This window comes from Allobosea sp., assembly GCF_051860145.1.
Lineage (GTDB): Bacteria > Pseudomonadota > Alphaproteobacteria > Rhizobiales > Beijerinckiaceae > Allobosea.
Genome location: NZ_JBHYEM010000002.1, coordinates 1 through 15,314, shown reverse-complemented (window position 1 = coordinate 15,314; position 15,314 = coordinate 1). Strand labels below are relative to the sequence as shown.

Below are 15,314 nucleotides of genomic sequence, written 5' to 3'. Positions count from 1 at the left end.
GACATCTCGTGAAGACACCGTCATCACCGGACTTGTCGGTCGTCGTCGATGACGCCTGCGCCCTGTCGCGGCGCAACCTGCTTCGGCTGGCCCTCACCAGCGGGACGATGCTGCTGGGGCCGGCCCTGCTGAGCCAGCACGCACTCGCAGCCGAGACGCCGGCGGCAGGCGGGACCCTCAATATCGGCGCCGATGCCGACCCGATCGGCCTCGACCCGACCACGGTCAACGCCTTCTCCTCCTTCGATTTCACCAGCCTGATCTATACCGGCCTGCTGCGCTGGAGCGCCGAGATGAAGGTCGAGCCCGACCTCGCGCTCGGCTACGAGCAGCCCGACCCCAAGACCTATGTCTTCAAGCTTCGCCAGGGCGTGAAATTCCATAATGGCCAGGATTTCAGCGCCGAGGACGTCAAATACACCTTCGACCGCATCCTCGATCCGGCGACCGGCAGCCGCCTGAAGGCGCTCTATTCCAGCGTCGAGTCGGTCACGGTGGTCGATCCGCTCACGGTCCGGTTCTCGCTCAACGCGACCGACGCGGCGTTCCTCAGCAACCTCGCCAGCAATCCCAACGGCGCGATCGTGCCAAAAGGCGTCGGCGAGCTGAACACGAAGCCGGTCGGCACCGGCCCCTTCGTCTTCGAATCCTATCAGCCCAACCAGCAATTCTCGCTGACGGCCAACGCGAACTATTACGAGAAGGGCCAGCCGCATCTCTCCAAGGTCGTCTTCAAGTTCTACAAGGATCAGGCGACGCTCTCCTCCGCGCTGCGCTCGCGGGCGATCGACATGACATGGCTGAAGGACCCGAAGGTCGCCGGCGCCATGGCGCGGACCTCGCCCAATCTGGTCTCGGCGCCCGGCCAGACCTCGCGGACCTTTCCGATCTGGCTGAACATGAAGGCGAAGCCGCTGGACGATGTCCGTGTGCGCCGCGCGCTCAGCCTCGCCACCGACAGGAAGGCCTGCCTCGACACGGTGCTCGGCGGGTCGGGCAAGGTCGGCGCGATGATCCCCGAAAGCCAGGTCGGCGGCTATGACGGGGCGGGCGAGCTGCCCTATTACAAGCACGACCCCGCCGCCGCGAAGAAGCTGCTGGCCGAGGCCGGTTATCCGGATGGCATCGATCTCGGCAATTTCATTGTCGTCGCGGCCAACCCGCTCGACGTGGCCTGTGCCCAGATCCTGCAGCAGCAATGGCAGGCGGCCGGCATCACGGTGAAGCTGGCGCCGACCGAGACCGCGCCGCTGCTCAACATGTGGGCCACCGGCAACTGGCCGACGCTGCTCTCCGTCGCGCTGTCATGGACGCCGGATGCCGACGCCATCTTCCAGTATCTCAAGTCCGACAGCGGCTTCGGCAAGGCGATGGGCTCCAAGGACGCCGAACTGGACAAGATGATCCTCGAGGCACGCGCCGAGCTCGACCTCGGCAAGCGCGCCGCCACGAACATGGATATCCAGCGGCGCATCGCCGAGAACGCCTATGTCATCCAGGTCTACCAATATCCCCTGCGCTGGGAGATCTGGTGGAACTACGTCAAGGACTATGTCCCGCTGGCGGCGAATATCCGCTCCTTCGTCCGCACGACCTGGCTGAAGAAATAGGCTCATGCGTCGCTTGCGCCTGACATCGGCCGCGTGATGCGGCGCTTCATCCTCGGCCGCCTTGCCTGGATGCTGGTGATCCTGCTCGGCGTGTCCTTCGTGGCCTTCATGCTGATGCGCGCGCTGCCGGGGGATTTCGCGATCGCGGCCGCGGGTTCGCAAAGCGTCGCGCCCGAGGTGCTGGAGGCGATCAGGCGCGATCTCGGGCTCGATCGGCCGCTTCTAGCACAATATCTGTCCTGGCTCGGCAATGCGCTCAGGGGCGATCTCGGCACCTCCTTCGTGACGCGCCAGCCGGTGCTGGGGGAACTGCTCGACCGGCTGATCGTCACCTTCCAGCTGACCGCGATCGCGGCCGTCATCGCCATGGTGATGGGGACCGTGACCGGGCTCGCCTCGGCGCGCCTGCGCGGCGTCACCGACTGGTGCGTGCGGCTCTATAACGGGGTGATGCTGGCGGTCCCGAATTATGTGATCGCGACCCTGATCGTCCTGCTGGCCGGGCTCTATTTCCCGCAGATCTCGATCTTCGGCTACACGCCGTTTCTCGAGAACCCCCTCGCCAATCTCGGCAGCCTGCTCCTGCCCGCCATCTCGCTTGCGCTCGCCGTTTCGGTGACGATTTCCGAGAACACGCGGGCGGCCGTGCTCGAGGTCTCCAACCAGGATTTCGTCATGGTCGCGCGGGCGAAGGGCCTGGCCCCGCGCACCATCCTGCGCGACTATCTCGTCCGGAACGCCCTGACGCCGGTCATCACCGCGGCCGGGCTCAAGATCGCCGCGCTGCTCGGCGGCAGCATCCTGGTCGAGACCATCTTCGCCATTCCCGGCATGGGGCAATATCTCTTCGATTCCATCAACAGCCGCGACTATCCGGTGATCCAGGCGATCGTGCTGGTGGCCGCCGCGATCGTCGTCCTCGTCAACACGCTCGTCGACATCGCCTATGCGCGCGCCGACGCGAGGGTGAAGATGTGAGTGAGCTGATGCAGGAGAAGGTGGCGATGCCGGCCGGCGCGACCGCGAGCGGTCGCCGCCCGCGCATCACCCAGGGCGGCGTGCTGCTCGGGCTCGGGCTGGCGATGCTCGCCACCATGCTGATCGTCACGATCTTTGCGTCGCTGATCGCGCCCTTCGATCCCTCAGTGACCTCGCCGGACTCGCTTGCCGGAGCCAGCGCCCGGCATTGGCTCGGCACCGACTCGATCGGCCGGGACGTGCTGAGCAGGCTGATCGTCGGGGGCAGGACGACGCTGCTGATCACCGTGTCGGCGGTGCTGATCGCGCTCGTCGCCGGGCTCGTGCTCGGCCTGCTCTCCGGCTATCTCGGCGGCATCGTCGACGAGGTCATCATGCGCATCCTCGACGTGGTCTTCGCCTTTCCCGTGCTGCTGCTGGCGATCGCCGTGGTCGCGGCCCTGGGGCCGACCGTTCCCAACCTGATCCTGACCATCGCGATCGTCTATACGCCGGCCATGGCGCGGGTGGTGCGCGCGCCGGTGCTGAGCGTCAAGCAATGGGACCATGTCGAGGCGGCGCGCAGCGTCGGCGTCAGCGAGATCAGGCTCGTGCTGCGCCATGTCTTGCCGATCGTGATCTCGCCGATCGTGGTCGCGACCAGCCTGACGCTGTCGCAGACGATCTTCACGGTGACGGCACTGTCCTTCCTCGGCCTCGGGCCGCCGCCGCCCGATCCGAACTGGGGCGGCATGCTGTCCGAGGCCCGGCAGTTCATGGAGCTCGCCCCGCTGACCGTGATCGGGCCGGCCGCCGCGATCGTCTTCGCGACGCTGACCTTCATCGTGCTGGCGAACGGGCTGCGCGAGGTGCTCGACGTGGGGAACCTGCGGTGAGCGCCGCCAAACCCATCCTCAGCGTGCGTGATCTCACCGCGCGCGTCGAGACGCGGCGCGAGACGATCCAGGCGGTGAGGGGCATCTCCTTCGACATCGGCGCCAACGAGGCGGTCGGCTTCGTCGGCGAATCCGGCTGCGGCAAGAGCGTCACCGCCAAGGCGCTGATGCGGCTCGCGCCGGAGGGCGCCTCGATTTCGCTCGGTGGCAGGATCGACTTCCAAGGACAGGACATCCTGTCCCTCAGCGAAAAGACGATGCGCGACCTGCGCGGCCGGCGGATCGCGATGGTGTTCCAGGATCCGATGACCTCGCTCAATCCCGTGATGACGATCGGCGCGCAGATCGACGACATCCTCTGTCGCCATCTCGGGCTTTCGCGACGGGCGGCGCGGGCGCGCAGCGTCGAGCTGCTCGGCCTCGTCGGCATTCCCGATCCCGCCCGGCGGGCCGACGATTACCCGCACCAGTTCTCGGGCGGCATGCGCCAGCGCGTGCTGATCGCGATCGCTATTTCCTGCGACCCCGACCTGCTGATCGCCGACGAGCCGACGACCGCGCTCGACGTCACGGTGCAGGCGCAGATCCTGCGGCTCCTGCTGCGGCTGAAGGACGAGCGCGGCATGGCGCTGATGCTGATCACCCATGATTTCGGCGTCGTCGCCGGCATGGTCGACCGAGTGAACGTGATGTATCGCGGCGAGATCGTCGAGGCGGGCGCGATCGACGATGTCTTCGCGTCGCCGCGCCACGACTATACGCGCGCGCTCCTCGACGCCGTGCCGCGCCTCGACAGGGCAGGGCTCGGCCGATGAATTCCGCCGAGCCCGTTCCGGCCAGCGAAGCTGTGCAAGCGCCGCTGCTCCAGGTGCGCGACCTCTCGGTGCAGTTTCCGGCGCGCCGCGGCGGCGAGCCGCTGAAGGCGGTGGACCGCGTCTCCTTCGATATCGCGCCCGGCGAGACGCTCGGGCTCGTCGGGCAGTCCGGCTCGGGCAAGACCACAACCGGCCGCGCCATCCTGCAGCTCCAGAAGGCGCAGCGCGGCTCGGTCAGGCTGCTCGGCGAGGACCTCACCACGATGTCCTCGTCCAGGCTGCGCGCCATGCGCCGGCACATGCAGTTCGTGCTGCAGAACCCTTATTCCAGCCTGCATCCGCGCATGACCATCGGCCAGATCCTGACCGAGCCCCTGCAGGTGCATCGCTCGGTGCCGCCGGCGCGGATGCGCGAGCGGGTCGCGGAGCTGCTGGAGCTGGTCAATCTCGATCCGGCAATGACGCAGCGCTATCCGCATGAATTCTCCGGCGGCCAGCGTCAGCGGGTCGTCATTGCGCGGGCCCTGGCGGTCAATCCGGATTTCGTCGTTTGCGACGAGCCGGTCTCGGCGCTGGACGTGCGGACGCAGGCGCAAATCGTCGACCTGCTGCGCTCGCTCCAGGACAGGCTCGGCCTGTCCTATCTGTTCATCGCGCATGACCTCGCCATCGTTCGCGAGGTCGCGCACAAGGTGGCGGTGATGTTCCAGGGGCGGATCGTCGAGATGGGCAGCGCGGCGCAGGTCTATGACACGCCGGCCCATCCCTATACGCGCATGCTGCTCGACGCGGTCCCGGTTCCCGATCCGAAGCTGCAGCGCGAGAGGCTGCGCCTCATCGCGCCGGAGCCGCACTTCGTCGAGGGCGGAGACGGCATCTGCCGACATGGCGAGAACCATGCGCAGACCGGCACCGCGGAATGGCACGAGGTGGCGCCGGGCCACGGCATCTCCTGCCGCTTCTGGCCTGCGGATTAGCGGCGCCAGGACGCGGCGAAGGCCTGCGCCGTCACGCGGATCTGCTCCGGCGTCATGCCCGGCTTGTAGAGGGCCGAGCCGAGCCCGAAGGCGGCAGCGCCCGCCGCACGATAGGGCTCGACCTTGTCGGGCGTGATGCCGCCGACGGGAAGAAGCAAGGTGCCCGACGGCAGGACGGCGCGCCAGGCGCCGACCACGGCCGGCGGCATCTGCTCGGCCGGGAACATCTTGAGCGCATCGGCGCCGTTGCCGAGCGCGGCGAAGGCTTCCGTCGGCGTCGCGACGCCCGGCACGCAGAGCAGCCGCGCCTCCTTGGCGGCGCGGATCACGGCGCCGTCGCTATGGGGCATCAGGATCAGGCGGCCGCCAGCGTCGTGGACCGAGGCGACGGCCTGCGGGGTCAGGACGGTGCCGGCGCCGATGAGGATGTCGGGCAAAGCGCGCGCCAGAAGCTCGATGCTGCGCCAGGGCTCGGGCGAGTTCAGCGGCACCTCGATGATGTGAAAGCCGGCCTCGACCAGCGGCTCGGCCAGCGCGAGCACCTCGTCGGGCTTCACGCCGCGCAGGATTGCGATGAAAGGGAAGGCCTTCAGGGTCTCGTCAAAGCTCATGCCGCGTCTCCGGGGAACGCGCATGCGATAGGCGAAATTTCGCGATGGGGCAAAGCATCCCTCGGCAAAAAGCGAGGCGACGGCCCGCGCTTCCCGGAGCGCGGGCCGCCCGGCGATCAGCGGAAAGGCGGGCTGTATTGCAGGCCGCCCTTGGTCCAGAGCTCGTTGGGGCCACGGGCGAGGCGCATGCGCGACGCCTTGCCGAGATGGCGCTCGAAGGATTCACCGTAATTGCCGACCGCGGCGATGATCCGCACGACCCAGTCATTGCTGACGCCGAGCGCCTCGCCGAATTTGCCGTCGAGCCCGAGGAAGCGCTTGACCTCGGGATTGGTCGATTTCGTCATCTCCTGGACATTTGCCTTGGTCACGCCGAGCTCCTCGGCGTTGATCAGCGCGAACAGAGTCCAGCGCACGAGGTTGAACCAGCGCTCGTCGCCGGTGCGCACCCAGGGGCCGAGCGGCTCCTTGGAGATGATCTCGGGCAGGACGAGATGGTCGTCCGGCGCGGCGAATTTCAGCATGTTGGCGGAGAGCGCGGAGACATCGGTCGTATAGGCGTCGCAGCGGCCGGCCTCATAGGCGCGCAGCGCCTCCTCGCTGGTGGCGAAGGCGGCGGGCTCGTATTTCTGGCCGAGCTTGCGGAAATAGTCGGCGAGGTTGAGCTCGCTCGTCGTGCCCTGCGCGACGCAGATCGAGGCGCCGCCGAGCTGGGCGGCGGCGGTGACGCCGAGCTTCTTCGTCACCATGAAGCCCTGGCCGTCATAATAGTTCACGGCGGTGAAGGTCACGCCCTGGCTGGCATTGCGCGACAAGGTCCAGGTCGTGGTGCGGGGCAGAACGTCGATCTCGCCGGCCTGGAGCGCGATCAGGCGGTCCTTCGAGGTGAGCGGGACGAAGGCCGTCTTCTCGGGATCGTTGAAGACGACGGCGGCGAGCGCCCGGCAGATATCGGTATCGAAGCCCTGCCAGCGCCCGGCCGCATCCTGCAGCGAGAAGCCGGCGACGCCGGGGCTGGTGCCGCAAATGATCTTGCCGCGATTGCGGATCGTCTCGATCGTGTCGGCGGCTGCCGGCGACAGCAGGCCGGCACCGAGTGCCAATGTCGTGGCCAGCCAAAGCATGGTGCGTTTCATGGTGGTCCCCTTTTTGTTGGTTTAGGCAAAGCTCTCCCGTGACGCGGCGATGCGTTGCCGCCGCGTCCTCGCGTTTCTCTCGTGGTGGGTCTCAGGCGACCTTGGCAGCCGCCTTGTCCTCGAGCGCGAAGAGCAGCGCGTCGAGGTCGTTCCAGAGGTCGTCGGGGTCCTCGAGGCCGATGCTGATGCGCAGGACCGTGCCCGGATGCGTCCAGGGCACGACGGTGCGGTCCTCCTTGACCGCCATGGGCGCGATCAGGCTGCGCGTGCCGCCCCAGGAGGCGCCGATGGCGAAGACGCGCAAAGCCGTCAGCGCGGCGTCGAGATCGGCCTCGGAGCCGGGCCTGAGCACGACGCTGAACACGCCGGACGAGCGCTTCATGTCGCGGGCCCAGAACTCATGGCCGGGGCAGGAGGGCAGGGCGGGATGCAGCACCCGCTCGATCGCGGGCGAGCGGGTCAGGCGGCGCGCGAAATCCTCCGAGACGCGGCCCATATGGGCGAGGCGGATGCCCATGGTCTCGATGCCGCGGAGCGCCAGGGCGCATTCGTCCGGCGAGACGCCGACGCCGAGCCCGCGCAGGGTCTCCTTCATCTTCTGCCGCAGGGCGATGTCGGCGACCGTGATCGAGCCGAGCAGCAGGTCGGAATGGCCGCCGACATATTTGGTCAGCGCCTCGCAGGCGAAATCGGCGCCATGCGCGAGCGGCTTGAACAGGAGCGGCGTCGCCCAGGTGTTGTCGCAGCCGACCAGCGCGCCCCTGGCCCTGGCCGCTTTCGCGATCGCCGGCACGTCCTGGACCTCCATGGTGCCGGAGCCGGGCGACTCGACCCAGACCAGCTTCGTCCTGTCGTCGATCAGGTCCGCGATGCCGGCGCCGGTCAGCGGGTCGTAGACGCCGTAATCGATGCCGCGCGGCTTGAGATAATCTTCGCAGAAGCTGCGGACGGGCGGATAGACATGGTCGGGGATCAGGACGCGGTCGCCCGGCAGCAGGAAGGACAGCATCACCACGGTAACGGCGGCCTGGCCGGATGGGACGAGGACGGTGCGCACGCCGCCATGCAGCTCGCTGAGCTGGGCTTCGAGCGTGCGCGTTGTCGGCGTGCCGTGCAGGCCGTAGGTATAGCCGTCGAAGCCGCGATATTTGCGCTGCGAGAAGGTCGCGGCATCGGGATAGACGATGGTCGAGGCGCGGTGCGTCGGCACCGCGAGGCTGGCATAGCCCTCGCTCGAAACGGCCGGGTGGTGAACGCAGCGGGTCAGGTCGTGCATAAAAATCCCCTTCGACGACAGGGGTAAGCCATTCCGGAAACCAGACAATCGAGCTCCGGTCATAGGACGATGCCTGGAGCTTATGGCTCACGCCCGTCAGCGCGAGGCGAGCAGGCAGTCGATGAAGTCGCGGACGAGCTGCGATTTCGGCCGGTCGAGCGGCAGGATGAGCAGGCTCTTGCCGTGAACGGCGGGCTCGAACGGCCTCACCACGAGCCGGGACGGATCGGCGCCGGCGATCGCATAGGGGCTGGCGAGCCCGACGCCGACGCCCTCGGCGACGAGCGCGCAGACGGTCGCCGCATAGATCGTCTCGACCATGATGCGCGGCGCGACGCTGGCCTCGGCGAATATCAGGTCGAGCCGGTGGCGGGTCCGGTCCTCCGGCACATAGGCGACGAAGGGCAGGCCGTGCAGGTCCTGCGGCCGGATGATGTCCTTATGGGTCAGGGGGTGGTCCGGCGGCAGGATGCAAAGCATGCGCGGCGTGACGAAGGGCTGGTGCAGCACGCCGCTGACGTCGATCTCGTCGGCCGCCAGCCCGATATCGAACTCGCCGGAGGCGACGCCGTCGCGGACGTCGCGCGAGGGTAGCACCATCAGCGTCACGCCGATCTCGGGATGCTTCTCCTTGAAGCGCCGCACCGCCTTGGGGACGAGCGTCGAGCCGAGCGCCGAGAGCGAGCCGACGCGGATCTGGCCCGAGCCGTGATCGCGAATCCGTGCCGCGGTCGCCCGCAAGGTGTCCATGCCGCGAAACGAGGCCTCGACCTCGCGGTAGAGCAGCCTGGCTTCCGGCGTCGGGATGATCCGGTTGCGGACCCGGTCGAAGAGCAGGAAGCCGACGCTGCGTTCCAGCTCGGCAATCGTCCGGCTGACCGCCGGCTGCGTGATGCCGAGCAGTTCGGCGGCCCGCGACACGGTCCCCGATTTCATCACCGCGGCGAAGGTCTCGATCTGGCGGTGGTTCACGAGGCTTCGGTTCCGTGGCGGCCGACAAGCGGGGCGAGACACCCGGCCATCCGCTCACTAAACAGTCCCGACCCGCCGAAGGCTAGCGGCGGGTCGGGCAGGTCCGTCAGCCCCGCGACATGTTCAGCGGCGGCTTCACCTCGGCCGGCAGAGGCGAGATGTAGCCCTCCTTGCCGGCCCGCGCCTTGAGCTCCTGCTTCGCGGCTTTCATCAGCGCAGGGTCGGAGAGGACGGCGGCGCCGGTTGCTGCCATCGCCTTGGCGACCTGGACCATGGCCTTGTGCGCGGCCGGGCTCTTGCCCTGCGCCACGACCTGCCAGGTATGGAACGGCGTGCCGATGGCGACGGTGGGGGCATGCGCCTGGACCGTGGGCACGACCCAGCTGACATCGCCGACATCGGTCGAGCCGATCATCGGATTGCGCGGCGCATCGAGCGGCACGACGAAATCGGCGAGCGGCTTCTCGGTATCGGGCAGGCCGATCGAGCGCCAGGAGGAGGCGATCTCCTGCGGCGACAGGGTCTTGCGGATATCCTTGGCAAAGGCCTGGTCCTGCTCGTCGAAATGCGGCGCGCCGAGCTCCTGGAGGATGCCGTGCATGGCCTTCTCGAGCGGCGTATTGCCGAGCACGTTCGAGACCGCGCTGATGATCCGCATCTCCATCGTGGTCTCGGTCATCAGGGCCGCGCCCTCGGCGATCTTGCGCACGCGCTGGACGAGCTCGAGCATGCCGGGCAGGTCGCGCGCCCGGATCGAGTAGCGTACGCGGGCATGGGCCTGCACGACATTGGGCGCGATGCCGCCGGTGTCGAGCAGCGCGTAATGCACGCGCGCGTCGCTCGGCATGTGCTCGCGCATATAGTTGACGCCGACATTCATCAGCTCGACCGCGTCGAGCGCGCTGCGGCCAAGATGCGGCGAGGCGGCGGCATGGGCGGCGCGGCCGGTGAAGATGAAATCGGCGCGGGTATTGGCCAGCGACAAGGGCGGGGCGACTTCCCAGAAGCTCGACGGGTGCCAGGAGATCGCGACATCGGCGTCCTCGAAGGCGCCGGAGCGGACCATGAAGGCCTTGGCGGCGCCGCCTTCCTCAGCCGGGCAGCCATAATAGCGGACGCGGCCAGGCAGCTTGTTCTCGGCCAGCCAGTTCTTCATCGCGGTGGCGGCGAGCAGCGCGGCCGAGCCGAGCAGGTTATGGCCGCAGCCATGGCCATGGCCGCCATCCTCGATCGGCGTGTGTTGCGCAACGCCGGCTTCCTGGCTCAGGCCGGGAAGTGCGTCATATTCGCCCAGGAAGGCGATGACCGGGCCGCCTTCGCCCGCCTCGCCGATCACCGCGGTCGGGATATCTGCGACATTCTCGGTGATGCGGAAGCCCTGGTGGCGCAATTCCTCGACATGCTCGGCGACCGAACGGGTCTCGGTATAGCAGACCTCGGGCATGCCCCAGACGCGCTCGCTCAGTGCGATGAAGCGCTCCTTGCTCGCGTCGACATGGCGCCAGAGATCGTTTCGGTTGTCCATTTTGGTCTCGCTGGTTTTGGGTTTTCGGCATTTGAGCAAGCATGGCGCTTTCAGTCCACCCTTCCACAAGCGGAGCTGCAAGGCGCTGCGCTGCATGGTTGACGTCTCGGTTGGCACATGCCTTGCTGGCGCCACCGAGAGGGAGACGGGGGCGCAGACCCCCATTTTTCGTTTTGCCTATGTGGAGGTCTTTATGAACGAGCATGAACTGCGCGGCCTGCTCGCGAAAGTGAAGGATGGCGGCCTGTCGCGGCGCTCCTTCGTGCAGAGGATGGTGGCGGTGGGACTGACCGCACCGATCGCGACGCAGATTCTCTCCTGGAACGACGTGGCGATGGCCAATGCCACGTTGCAGTACAAGCCGACCAAGGCGGGCGGCGGCGGGCCGCTCAAGATCCTGCTCTGGCAGGCCCCGACGCTGCTCAATCCGCATTTCGCCTCGGGCACCAAGGACCAGATCGCCTCGCGCATCTTCTACGAGCCGCTCGCGGGCTGGGACAAGGAGGGCAACCTCATCCCGCAGCTCGCCGCCGAGATCCCCACCAAGGAGAATGGCGGTCTCTCGGCCGACGGCACGACCGTGACCTGGAAGCTGAAGCCGGGCGTCAAATGGCATGACGGCAAGCCGTTGACCGCCGATGACGTCGTCTTCACCTGGCAATACGCCGCCGATCCGGCGACCGCCGCCTACACCACCGGCTCCTACAAGGACGTCAAGGTCGAGAAGGTCGACGACCTCACCGTCAAGGTGATTTTCCAGGCGCCGACGCCGTTCTGGGCCGATCCCTTCGTCGGCGTCGCCGGGATGATCATCCCGAAGCATCATTTCGGCGAGTACACGGGCGCCAAGTCGCGCGAGGCGCCGGCGAACCTCAAGCCGGTCGGCACCGGCGCCTACAAGTTCGTCGAGTTCAAGCCGGGCGACATGCTCACCGGCGCGCGCAACGAGGACTACCACGTCAAGAACCAGCCGCATTTCGACACGCTCGACGTCAAGGGCGGTGGTGATGCCGTCTCGGCGGCGCGCGCGGTGCTGCAGACCGGCGAATTCGACTATGCCTGGAACATGCAGGTCGAGGACGAGGTCCTCAAGCGCATGGAGACCGGCGGGCGCGGCAAGATCAGCGCCGTGCCGTCGGGCAATATCGAGTTCATCATCCTCAACACCACCGATCCGTGGACCGAGGTCGACGGCGAGCGCTCGAGCGTCAAGACCAAGCACCCGACGCTGTCGGACCCCAAGGTGCGCGAGGCGATCAACCTGCTGATCGACCGGGATTCGATCCAGAAGTTCATCTATGGCCGCGGCGGCACCGCGACGGCGAGCTTCGTCAACCAGCCCGAGAAGTTCAAATCGAAGAAGCTGAAATACGAGTTCAGCATCGACAAGGCGAACAAGATCCTCGACGACGCCGGCTGGAAGAAGGGCGGCGACGGCATCCGCGAGAAGGACGGCAAGAAGCTCAAATACGTCTTCCAGACCTCGATCAACGCGCCACGCCAGAAGACCCAGGCCATCATCAAGCAGGCCTGCCAGCGCGCCGGCATCGACCTCGAGCTCAAGTCGGTCACCGCCTCGGTGTTCTTCTCGTCGGACGTCGCCAATCCCGACACCTACACCAAGCTCTATTGCGACATGGAGATGTATACCACGACGCAGCCGCAGCCCGATCCGGAGCGCTTCCTGAACCAGTTCGTGTCCTGGGAGGTCGCCAACAAGGAGAACAAGTGGCTCGGCCGTAACGTCTCGCGCTATGCCGATCCCGCGGCCGATGAAGCCTACAAGGCAGCGCAGAAGGAGCTCGACCCCGACAAGCGCGCAGCGCTGCTGATCAAGGTCAACGAGATCTTCTGCGAGGCCAACGTCATCCTGCCGCTGCTGTCACGCGCGGTGGTCGCCGCGGCAGCGAGCAATCTCTCGCATGACCACAGCGGCTGGGACGTCGACACCTGGAACCTCGCGAGCTGGTATCGCGGTTGAGCGCCTATCCAAAGCACCCGTCACGAGGCCACGCTTCGTGACGGGCTGCGCACAAGCGCCAGCTCGCCCCTTCGGCCCAAAATGGCCGTGAGGGAGGGCTGGTTATAACCAGTGCCCGGTTTGCGGCCGTGCCGCGCGTAGAGATCAATCCATGGCGACATACCTGATACGGCGGCTGCTCATCGCCATCCCAAGTCTGCTGGGCATCAGCGTGATCCTGTTCACGATCCTTGCGCTCGCGCCTGGGGACCCGTTCACGGAAATGGCGACCAACCCGAACGTGCCGCCTGAGGTGCGCGAGGCCCTGCGCGCCAGCTTCGGGCTCAACGACCCGATCATGGTGCGCTATCTGCGCTGGCTCGGCGCCATGGCGCAGGGCGACTGGGGCTTCTCCTTCGCCAGCCGCATCGATGTCGACGACCTGATCCTGCAGCGCCTGCCGACGACGCTCTTCGTCGTCGGCTCCTCGCAGATCCTGGCGCTGTGCATCGCCCTGCCGGTCGGCATCTATGCCGCGACGCGGCCCTATTCGATCTTCGACCAGATCGCCAACACGCTCGCCTTCATCGGCTTCTCGCTGCCGACCTTCTTCACCGGCCTGCTCTTCATCCTGCTGTTCTCGATCAAGCTGGACTGGCTGCCCTTCGTCTACCGCTCCGACATCGCGGCGACGGGCTGGCGCTGGTACTGGGAGATGATGCGGCAGGCGCTGATGCCGATCATGGTGCTCGGCCTGTTCCAGGCGGCCTCCTACACGCGCTATGTCCGCTCGGCCGTCCTCGACGTCATCCGGCTCGATTACGTCACCACGGCGCGCGCCAAGGGCCTGAGCGAACGCCGCGTCACGTTGCGCCACATCACGCGAAACGCGCTGATCCCGGTGGTCACGCTCGTCGCGCTGCAGATGCCGGCGGTGTTCGGCGGCGCGCTCGTGACCGAACAAATCTTCCGCGTGCCCGGGATCGGCTCGCTGCTGATCGACGCCATCCTTGCCAATGACACGCCAGTGATCATGGCCGTGACCTTCGTCTTCGCCTGCCTGGTCGTTTTCTTCAACCTCATCGCGGATTTGCTTTATGGCTGGCTCGACCCTCGCATCTCCTTCCGCTGATCCGGTCGTGAGCGTGGTCCCCACCTCCAAACCGGTGTCGCCTGGGCACGAAACCTGGCGCCGCTTCCGCCGCCACCGGCTCGCCATGGCGAGTTCGGTCATTCTCGGCCTGCTGATCCTGGCGGTTGTCGTCGGTCCCTGGGTCTGGCCCGTGGCGATCAACGACATCGACTTCTCGGCGACGCTGCAGGGCCCCTCCCTGGCCCATCCCTTCGGCACCGACGACCTCGGTCAGGATATCCTGGCGCGGATGATCTATGGCGGCCGCATCTCGCTCGCCGTCGGTCTCGCCGCCATGGTGGTCGCCACGCTCGTCGGCATCCTCATCGGCGCCCTTGCCGGCATGTCGCGCGGCTATGTCGACACCTTCCTGATGTGGGTCACCGACCTGTTCCTGTCGCTGCCGCAGCTGCCGCTGCTGCTGCTGGTGATCTATCTCTTCCGCGAGCAGCTCAAGGCGGTGTTCGGCGTCGAGGGCGGCGTCTTCATCCTGATCGTCGTCGTCATCGGCGGGCTGCGCTGGATGCCGGTGGCGCGGCTGGTGCGGGCCCAGTTCTTCTCGCTGCGCGAGAAGGAGTTCGTCGAGGCGGCGCGCGCCTCGGGCGCGACGAAAAGGCGCCAGGTGGTCAAACATATCCTGCCAAACGCGATGGGACCGGTGATCGTCGCCAGCACGATCGAGGTCTCCTCGGCGATCATCGCCGAATCGACCCTGTCCTTCCTCGGCCTCGGCTTTCCGCCCGACATCCCGACCTGGGGCCGCATCCTGTTCGACGCCAAGGACTTTCTCGACGTCGCGCCGCACTGGGCCCTGTTCCCGGGCGCCGCGATCTTCCTTACCGTGCTATCCATCAACTTCATCGGCGACGGCCTGCGCGACGCGCTCGACCCTCGCCGCGTGATCTAAAGACCAACGGGAAGCCAAAGATGACCTCTCCGATCCTGTCTGTCTCGAACCTGACCACGTCGTTCCGCGTCGAGGGCCAGTGGCGCTCGGTCGTGCGCGACGTCTCCTTCGATATCGGCCCCAAGGAAACGGTTGCTGTCGTCGGTGAATCCGGCTCCGGCAAGAGCGTCACCGCGCTCTCGATCATGCGGCTGACGCCGAGCGGCAACAGCCGGATCGAGGGCAGCGTCAAGCTCGCCGGCAAAGAGCTGCTGACCTTGCCGGACGCGGACATGCGCCATATCCGCGGCAACGAGATGGCGATGATCTTCCAGGAGCCGATGACGAGCTTGAACCCGGTGCTCACCATCGGCTTCCAGATCGCCGAGGCGCTGATCCTGCATCGCGGCCTGTCGCGCTCCGCGGCCGAGGCCGAGACCGTCCGCCTGCTCGAGAAGGTCAGGATTCCGGCGGCGAAGTCGCGCTTCCACGAATATCCGCACCGCTTCTCCGGCGGCATGCGCCAGCGCGTCATGATCGCGATGGCGCTGGCCTGCAAGC

The 15,314-nt window shown here is 67.0% G+C and carries 14 protein-coding genes; 9 read left to right on the top strand and 5 right to left on the bottom strand.

The annotated features are described in order from the left end of the window. The first annotated feature begins 8 nt into the window (after positions 1–8). The 5 genes from ACTIF2_RS03365 to ACTIF2_RS03345 are packed head-to-tail and all read left to right on the top strand — an operon-like array spanning position 9 to position 5,255. The gene (locus ACTIF2_RS03365; protein WP_439495622.1) at positions 9–1,610 is read left to right on the top strand and encodes an ABC transporter substrate-binding protein; all 1,602 of its coding nucleotides are present in this window, start codon (positions 9–11) and stop codon (positions 1,608–1,610) included. A gap of 36 nt (positions 1,611–1,646) precedes the next feature. Then, positions 1,647–2,588, top strand: coding sequence for an ABC transporter permease (locus ACTIF2_RS03360; protein WP_439495621.1), 942 nt, complete (start codon positions 1,647–1,649; stop codon positions 2,586–2,588). Further along, entirely contained in the window at positions 2,585–3,463 is an 879-nt protein-coding gene (locus ACTIF2_RS03355) for an ABC transporter permease (protein ID WP_439495620.1), read from the top strand. Before ACTIF2_RS03360 ends, ACTIF2_RS03355 begins: the two co-directional genes overlap by 4 nt. Further along, entirely contained in the window at positions 3,460–4,278 is an 819-nt protein-coding gene (locus ACTIF2_RS03350; RefSeq protein WP_439495619.1) for an ABC transporter ATP-binding protein, read from the top strand. Before ACTIF2_RS03355 ends, ACTIF2_RS03350 begins: the two co-directional genes overlap by 4 nt. Further along, a complete protein-coding gene (locus ACTIF2_RS03345; RefSeq protein WP_439495618.1) occupies positions 4,275–5,255 on the top strand; it encodes an ABC transporter ATP-binding protein in 981 nt (326 codons plus the stop codon). Before ACTIF2_RS03350 ends, ACTIF2_RS03345 begins: the two co-directional genes overlap by 4 nt. Here ACTIF2_RS03345 and ACTIF2_RS03340 read toward each other — a convergent pair. From ACTIF2_RS03340 to ACTIF2_RS03320, 5 genes are all read right to left on the bottom strand, one after another. Then, complete coding sequence (locus ACTIF2_RS03340; protein ID WP_439495617.1) at positions 5,252–5,866, bottom strand: 2-dehydro-3-deoxy-6-phosphogalactonate aldolase; 615 nt, start codon at positions 5,864–5,866, stop codon at positions 5,252–5,254. The two genes, ACTIF2_RS03345 and ACTIF2_RS03340, sit on opposite strands and share 4 nt — an antisense overlap. A gap of 116 nt (positions 5,867–5,982) precedes the next feature. Then, complete coding sequence (locus ACTIF2_RS03335) at positions 5,983–7,002, bottom strand: amino acid ABC transporter substrate-binding protein (RefSeq protein WP_439495616.1); 1,020 nt, start codon at positions 7,000–7,002, stop codon at positions 5,983–5,985. Positions 7,003–7,093: 91 nt separating this feature from the next. After that, entirely contained in the window at positions 7,094–8,278 is a 1,185-nt protein-coding gene (gene metC / locus ACTIF2_RS03330; RefSeq protein WP_439495615.1) for a cystathionine beta-lyase, read from the bottom strand. A gap of 96 nt (positions 8,279–8,374) precedes the next feature. After that, on the bottom strand, positions 8,375–9,250 hold the full coding sequence (locus ACTIF2_RS03325) for a LysR substrate-binding domain-containing protein (RefSeq protein ID WP_439495614.1): 876 nt from the start codon (positions 9,248–9,250) through the stop codon (positions 8,375–8,377). A gap of 106 nt (positions 9,251–9,356) precedes the next feature. Next, positions 9,357–10,775: a M20 family metallopeptidase gene (locus ACTIF2_RS03320; protein ID WP_439495613.1), complete on the bottom strand. Its 1,419-nt coding sequence runs from the start codon at positions 10,773–10,775 to the stop codon at positions 9,357–9,359. A 193-nt stretch (positions 10,776–10,968) separates the two neighbouring features. Here ACTIF2_RS03320 and ACTIF2_RS03315 point away from each other — a divergent pair, with 193 nt between their 5' ends. The 4 genes from ACTIF2_RS03315 to ACTIF2_RS03300 all read left to right on the top strand — a co-directional run. Then, positions 10,969–12,756 carry a peptide ABC transporter substrate-binding protein gene (locus tag ACTIF2_RS03315; protein WP_439495612.1) on the top strand — a complete coding sequence of 596 codons (1,788 nt, stop codon included), beginning with the start codon at positions 10,969–10,971 and terminating at the stop codon, positions 12,754–12,756. Between the two features lie 151 nt (positions 12,757–12,907). After that, complete coding sequence (locus ACTIF2_RS03310; RefSeq protein WP_439495611.1) at positions 12,908–13,867, top strand: ABC transporter permease; 960 nt, start codon at positions 12,908–12,910, stop codon at positions 13,865–13,867. Next, entirely contained in the window at positions 13,833–14,774 is a 942-nt protein-coding gene (locus tag ACTIF2_RS03305; protein ID WP_439495610.1) for an ABC transporter permease, read from the top strand. Before ACTIF2_RS03310 ends, ACTIF2_RS03305 begins: the two co-directional genes overlap by 35 nt. Before the next feature lie 20 nt (positions 14,775–14,794). Beyond that, positions 14,795–15,314: ATP-binding cassette domain-containing protein (locus ACTIF2_RS03300; RefSeq protein ID WP_439495609.1), on the top strand; the 520-nt coding region annotated here is incomplete at its 3' end.

Excerpts from the sequence above, each read along its gene's own strand:
- ACTIF2_RS03360 (WP_439495621.1), top strand. The coding sequence starts at position 1,647 with ATGCGGCGCTTCATCCTCGGCCGCCTTGCCTGGATGCTGGTGATCCTG.
- ACTIF2_RS03345 (WP_439495618.1), top strand. The coding sequence starts at position 4,275 with ATGAATTCCGCCGAGCCCGTTCCGGCCAGCGAAGCTGTGCAAGCGCCG.
- ACTIF2_RS03340 (WP_439495617.1), bottom strand. The coding sequence starts at position 5,866 with ATGAGCTTTGACGAGACCCTGAAGGCCTTCCCTTTCATCGCAATCCTG.
- ACTIF2_RS03335 (WP_439495616.1), bottom strand. The coding sequence starts at position 7,002 with ATGAAACGCACCATGCTTTGGCTGGCCACGACATTGGCACTCGGTGCC.
- metC (WP_439495615.1), bottom strand. The coding sequence starts at position 8,278 with ATGCACGACCTGACCCGCTGCGTTCACCACCCGGCCGTTTCGAGCGAG.
- ACTIF2_RS03320 (WP_439495613.1), bottom strand. The coding sequence starts at position 10,775 with ATGGACAACCGAAACGATCTCTGGCGCCATGTCGACGCGAGCAAGGAG.
- ACTIF2_RS03315 (WP_439495612.1), top strand. The coding sequence starts at position 10,969 with ATGAACGAGCATGAACTGCGCGGCCTGCTCGCGAAAGTGAAGGATGGC.
- ACTIF2_RS03310 (WP_439495611.1), top strand. The coding sequence starts at position 12,908 with ATGGCGACATACCTGATACGGCGGCTGCTCATCGCCATCCCAAGTCTG.
- ACTIF2_RS03305 (WP_439495610.1), top strand. The coding sequence starts at position 13,833 with ATGGCTGGCTCGACCCTCGCATCTCCTTCCGCTGATCCGGTCGTGAGC.